Source organism: Streptomyces sp. NPDC127106, assembly GCF_042677605.1.
Taxonomy (GTDB): Bacteria; Actinomycetota; Actinomycetes; order Streptomycetales; family Streptomycetaceae; genus Streptomyces.
On record NZ_JBHXTC010000016.1, the window covers coordinates 1 to 5,532 of the forward strand.

3 protein-coding genes, 1 tRNA gene and 1 rRNA gene are annotated in these 5,532 nt (G+C 71.0%); 4 read left to right on the plus strand and 1 reads right to left on the minus strand.

Annotated features, from left to right (window positions below; genetic code table 11):
* From rrf to ACFVGY_RS16145, 3 genes are all read left to right on the plus strand, one after another.
* Window positions 1-105, plus strand: a 5S ribosomal RNA gene (gene rrf / locus ACFVGY_RS16135); the annotation flags it as partial.
* 5 nt (window positions 106-110) lie between these two features.
* Window positions 111-186 (plus strand) — tRNA-Thr (locus tag ACFVGY_RS16140).
* Between the two features lie 151 nt (window positions 187-337).
* The gene (locus ACFVGY_RS16145) at window positions 338-949 is read left to right on the plus strand and encodes an HdeD family acid-resistance protein (protein ID WP_385677001.1); all 612 of its coding nucleotides are present in this window, start codon (window positions 338-340) and stop codon (window positions 947-949) included.
* Window positions 950-965: 16 nt separating this feature from the next.
* On the opposite strand, the gene ACFVGY_RS16150 is transcribed toward ACFVGY_RS16145, so the two are convergent.
* A complete protein-coding gene (locus ACFVGY_RS16150) occupies window positions 966-3,551 on the minus strand; it encodes a SpoIIE family protein phosphatase (RefSeq protein ID WP_385677004.1) in 2,586 nt (861 codons plus the stop codon).
* A 168-nt stretch (window positions 3,552-3,719) separates the two neighbouring features.
* On the opposite strand from ACFVGY_RS16150, the gene ACFVGY_RS16155 reads away from it, so the two are divergent.
* The coding region (locus ACFVGY_RS16155) for a HAMP domain-containing protein (RefSeq protein ID WP_385677007.1) at window positions 3,720-5,532 on the plus strand (1,813 nt) is incomplete at its 3' end.

The window sequence follows — 5,532 nt, forward strand, 5'->3', positions numbered from 1 at the left end:
AGCGTTAGGGAAACGCCCGGTTACATTCCGAACCCGGAAGCTAAGCCTTTCAGCGCCGATGGTACTGCAGGGGGGACCCTGTGGGAGAGTAGGACACCGCCGAACAACCCGCCCTTTTAGCTCAGTCGGTAGAGCGTCTCCATGGTAAGGAGAAGGTCAACGGTTCGATTCCGTTAAAGGGCTCCATCAGGAAAGGCCCCCGCCCATCGGCGGGGGCCTTTTTTGTTTTGCCCGTAGGGCGATTCCGGAACCGGGCGCCGCTGAAGGGGCGGGACGTGCCACGTCCACCTAAGGTGGTGGAAAGGCTGAAGACCGTTCGGCCGGCCTGGGAGGCGTGATGACCGTACCCTCCGACGCGACACCGAAGCAGCCCCAGCGCGACCCCGAGGACGTTCTCCAGCAGCTCGGCGGCTCATGGCACTGGGCGCTCGGCTTCGCCCTCGCGACGTTGATCCCAGGCGTTCTGATCCTCGTCTGGCCCGACGAGACGCTCCACATCCTGGCCGTCATCATCGGTCTGCAGCTCCTCGTGGCGGGTGCCTTCCGGTTCGTCAGTGCCTTCTCGCACAGCAGCGACGGGGGCAGCAGACTGGCGGGTGTGCTCATCGCCCTTCTGTCGCTGCTGGCGGGCGTCCTCGTCCTGCGGCATCCGATGCAGACGATCGGCGCGCTGTCCCTGATCGTCGGGGTGTTCTGGTTGCTGACCGGAGTGCTCACGGGGTACACCGCCATCGCCGACCACTCGCTCGTGCACCGGGGCCTGCTGTTCGGCCTGGGCGCCCTCGGTGCCGTCGCCGGAATCGTCGTGCTCTGCTTCCCGGTGGAATCCGCGGTCGCCCTCACGAGGCTGCTGGGCCTGTGGTTCGTCCTGCTCGGCGTGTTCGAACTCGTGCTGGCCTTCGCCCTGCGCTCCTCCACCCGCCGCACCCTGACCACGGGCCCGCGGTGAGGAGAACCCGCCCCGGCTAGTCGCCCGTGCGCTGTTCCGGGACGCGGAAGGCCAGGATGGCCATGTCGTCCGAGGCGGGCTCGGCCGCGAAGCGTTCCACCGCACGCAGGACCCGGGCCGCGACCGCACCCGCGGTCAGGCCGGTGCAGCCGGTGAGGACCTCGGTCAAGCCGTCGTCCCCGAGCATGCGGCTCCCCTCACGGCGCTCGGTCACCCCGTCGGTGACGCACAGCAGGACGTCGCCCGGGTCGAGGGTGAGCGTCTGCTCGTACAGGTCCAGCTCGTCCAGGACACCCAGCAGGGGCTGCGGATCCGCGGCGGGGAAGACCCGGCCGTCCGGGCGGAGGCGCAACGGCAGCGGGTGGCCGGCGCAGACCACCTTCATCAGCGCGCCGCCGTCCTCCCGGGGGTGGAGCTCCCCGTACAGAAGGGTGAGGAAACGGCTACGGGCGCCCTCGTCGAGGATGGCCGCGTTGAGGCGCTCCAGCACCGCCGGGCCGCCGAGGCCCTCACGGGCGAGCAGCCGCAGGGCGTGCCGGGCCAGGCCGGTGACGGCGGCGGCCTCGGGACCGGTGCCGCACACGTCACCGATCGCGAAGCCGTAGGCGCCGTCGCGGATCGGGAAGACGTCGTAGAAGTCGCCGCCCACCTCGTTGCCCTCGCCCGCGGCCCGGTAGATCACCTCGACCTCCATGCCGGGGATCGCGGGGGAGCCGGGCGGGAGCAGGCTGCGCTGCAGGGAGCGGCTGATCGCGGTGCGCTCGGAGTACAGGCGCGCATTGTCCAGGGCGAGGGCCGCCCGGCGGGAAAGGTCCTCGGCGAGTTCGAGGATCTCCTGGCGGAAGTGCTCCTCGGAAGGCCTGCCGAGGGTGAGCATGCCGATCACCCGGTTGCGGGCCAGGAGGGGCAGGACCACGGTCTCGCCGCCGACGGCGCAGGACGCCTCCTGCCAGCTGCGGGCGCCGGCTTCGCGGACCGGCTCGGGCGGGCTCACCCGGGACAGGAGGGCCTTGAGGCCGTCGATGCGTTCCTCGTCCTCGTGCAGCACGTACGAGAGGTACGGGTCGGAAGACTGGTCGGCGATCGTGTACACGGCGCACCAAGTCGCCAGCGTCGGCACGGTCATCTGGGCCATGAGCGCCAGGGTCTGGTCCCGGTCGAGGGTGCCGGCGAGCAGGTCGGAGGCTTCCACGAGGAAGGACAGGGAGCCGCGCCGCAGCCGCTCCAGCTCGCCGAGGCGGGCCGACTCGACGGCCAGGGCGATCCGGTCGGCGGCGAACTGCAGGCGCAGTGCCTCCGCGTTGGAGTAGCGGCCCGGGATCTCGGCCGCCACCCCGAGGGAGCCGGTGAGGCGGCCCTCGACCTTGAGGGGGACGGTGACCGCCGAGCGCATGCCGGTGGCGTCCAGCAGGGGGACGGCTCCGGGGACGGCGGTCAGGTCGTCGTGGACGGCGGGCATCCGGGCCGAGCCGTAGCGGTTGGTGCCCGCCTCGACGGGGACGCGGGCGAACCGCTGGCGGGTGGAGGCCAGGCCGGTGGTGGCGCGGACCTCCAGTTCCGTCTCGTCGTCCGTGGCGAGCAGGAGGAAGGCGGCATCGGCGTCGAGCATGTCGCGGGCGCGTTCGACGGTCCGCTGGAGGAGGCTGTCGAGGTCGTCCGGAGCGGGGGAGCCGATGAACACCTCGAAGGGGTCCGCGGGGCGGGTCTCCGTCAGCGGAAGGCCGTCGGAGGCCGGGGTCCGGACGGGCGTCTGCAGGAGGGCGCGCTCGTCGTCGTGGACCAGCAGGCACACGGTGGACGGCTCCCCGTGCGCATCGCGGACCCGCAGGTGGGAGGCGTACACGGGGATGACGCGGCCGTCCGAGCCGCGGATGCCGTAGCTGCCCTCCCAGCGGGACAGGCGCAGCGCCTCGACGATCCCGGTGCCGGTGCCGGGGGTCTGCGGCCAGGCGGCGAGCTCGGCGAGCGGGCGGCCGAGGGCCTTCCCGGCGGGGTGGCCGAAGACGTGCTCCGCGTCCTCGTTCCAGGCGGAGATGCAGTCCGCGGCGTCGATCTGGACGACGGCGACCCGGACGCGGCTGTCGGCGAGGGGCAGCAGGCGGTCGGGGACGACGGGCCCGGCGGAGCGGGTACCGACCGGACGGTCCGGCAGGTCGAGGCGGAACCACACGTGCTTGTGCGTGGGCGTGTACTCGACGCCCCAGCGGGTGGCGAGGGCGGCGCAGAGCATGAGGCCGCGACCGTTCTCCCGGTCGGGGTCGGCGTACGGGCGCTCGCCGGGATACCCCAGGGGGAGTTCGCGCTCGGGATACCGGTCGGCTACCTCGACGCGTGCGCCGTCCTCGGTGCGCAGGCAGAGGACCTCGGCCCGGGTGCCGGCATGGACCACGGCGTTCGTGACGAGTTCGCTGGTGAGCACCACGGCGTCGTCGACGATGTCGGCGAAGCCCCAGCCCTGCAGGGTGTCGCGGACGAACGCCCGGGCGGCGGCGACCGAGCGCCCTTGGGGGTCGAAGCTGGCAGCCGCCCGAGCCGTGATCACAAGTCTCCTTCGACGCGGTGGTACATCGGATGCCAGGTTACTTACCTTCGCGCCCGCCATGGTGCCGTCGTCGGGGATTCCACCCGCGGGGTGCGGGCGGTGTGCGAAGGTGCCGAAGTGTTATGGCCTCGTTCGGCCAGGGTGAAACACTGGGCAGGATCGGGTGTCCGGGCGGGTGACTCGCCGGGTGCCGGTGGAACAGCGGTCGACCCTTTCGGGAGGGACACGGTGGAGTCTGGTGCAGCGGTGCGGCGTACGGGTACGCGCGCGAAGGGCGGGCGTCCACGCCGGAACGGAACGACGGAAGTCGATACCGCCGCCCTGAACCGGCTGCTCACGGCCCTGGTGTCGATGCGGGACGGGAACTTCCGCAAGCGGTTGACGGTGTCGGGCGACGGGGTGATGGCGGAGATCGCCGCCGTCTACAACGAGGTCGCCGACCGCAACCTGCACCTGACGGGGGAGCTGTCCCGGGTCCGGCGGATGGTGGGCCGCGAGGGGAAGCTGAGCGAGCGGCTGGAAACGGGTGCCTGCGAGGGCTCCTGGGCAGCCGCGATCGACGCCTCGAACCAGCTGGTGGACGATCTCGCCCGGCCGGTGTCCGAGGTGGGCAGGGTGCTGTCCGCGGTCGCGGAGGGCGACCTGGACCAGCGGATGGACCTGCGGACGCTGTCGGCCGACGGGACGGGGCATCCGCTGCGCGGGGAGTTCCTGAAGGTCGGGCGCACCGTCAACAACCTGGTCGACCAGCTGTCCGCGTTCACGGACGAAGTGACGCGTGTGGCGCTGGAGGTGGGGACCGAGGGGAAGCTCGGCGGTCAGGCCCAAGTGCGTGGAATGTCGGGTTCATGGAAGGATCTGACCGACTCCGTCAACACGATGGCGTACCGGCTCACCGCTCAGGTGCGTGACATCGCGCTGGTGACGACGGCGGTGGCGAAGGGCGATCTGTCGCGCAAGGTCACGGTGCACGTGGCCGGCGAGATGCTCCAGCTGAAGAACACCGTCAACACGATGGTGGACCAGCTGTCGTCGTTCTCCTCGGAGGTGACGAGGGTCGCCCGCGAGGTGGGTACGGAGGGCGAGCTCGGCGGTCAGGCGAAGGTGCCCGGGGTCGCGGGCGTGTGGAAGGACCTGACCGACTCCGTCAACACGATGGCGGGCAACCTGACGGCTCAGGTGCGGGGGATCGCGCAGGTCACGACGGCGGTCGCGAACGGTGACCTGTCGCAGAAGGTACGGGTCAGCGCGCGCGGCGAGGTGGCGCAGCTGGCCGAAACGATCAATCAGATGACCGAGACCCTGCGGACGTTCGCGGACGAGGTCACGCGGGTGGCCAGCGAGGTCGGTGCCAAGGGCCTGCTGGGCGGTCAGGCGCAGGTGCCGGGGGCGGCGGGGACGTGGAAGGACCTCACCGACTCGGTGAACACGGTCTTCCGCAATCTGACCACGCAGGTCCGGGACATCGCGCAGGTGACGACGGCGGTGGCCAACGGCGACCTGTCGCAGAAGGTCACGGTCGACGTGGCCGGCGAGATGCTGGAGCTGAAGAACACCGTCAACACGATGGTGGACCAGCTGCAGTCCTTCGGTGCGGAAGTGACCCGGGTGGCCCGCGAGGTGGGCGTCGAGGGCGAGTTGGGCGGTCAGGCGCAGGTGCCGGGGGCGGCGGGGACGTGGAAGGACCTCACCGACTCGGTGAACACGGCGTTCCGCAACCTGACCGGCCAGGTCCGCAACATCGCGCAGGTGACGACGGCGGTGGCCAACGGCGACCTGTCGCAGAAGGTCACCGTGGACGTCTCCGGCGAGATGCTCCAGCTGAAGAACACCGTGAACACGATGGTGGACCAGCTGTCCTCGTTCGCCGACCAGGTCACGCGGATGGCGCGGGACGTGGGCACCGAGGGCCGGCTCGGCGGCCAGGCACGGGTGGAGGGGGTGTCCGGAACCTGGAAGGAGCTCACCGACTCGGTCAACTTCATGGCCGGGAACCTGACCTCCCAGGTGCGCCAGATCGCCCAGGTGACCACGGCGGTGG

Excerpts from the sequence above, each read along its gene's own strand:
- ACFVGY_RS16145 (WP_385677001.1), top strand. The coding sequence starts at position 338 with ATGACCGTACCCTCCGACGCGACACCGAAGCAGCCCCAGCGCGACCCC.
- ACFVGY_RS16150 (WP_385677004.1), bottom strand. The coding sequence starts at position 3,551 with ATGGCGGGCGCGAAGGTAAGTAACCTGGCATCCGATGTACCACCGCGT.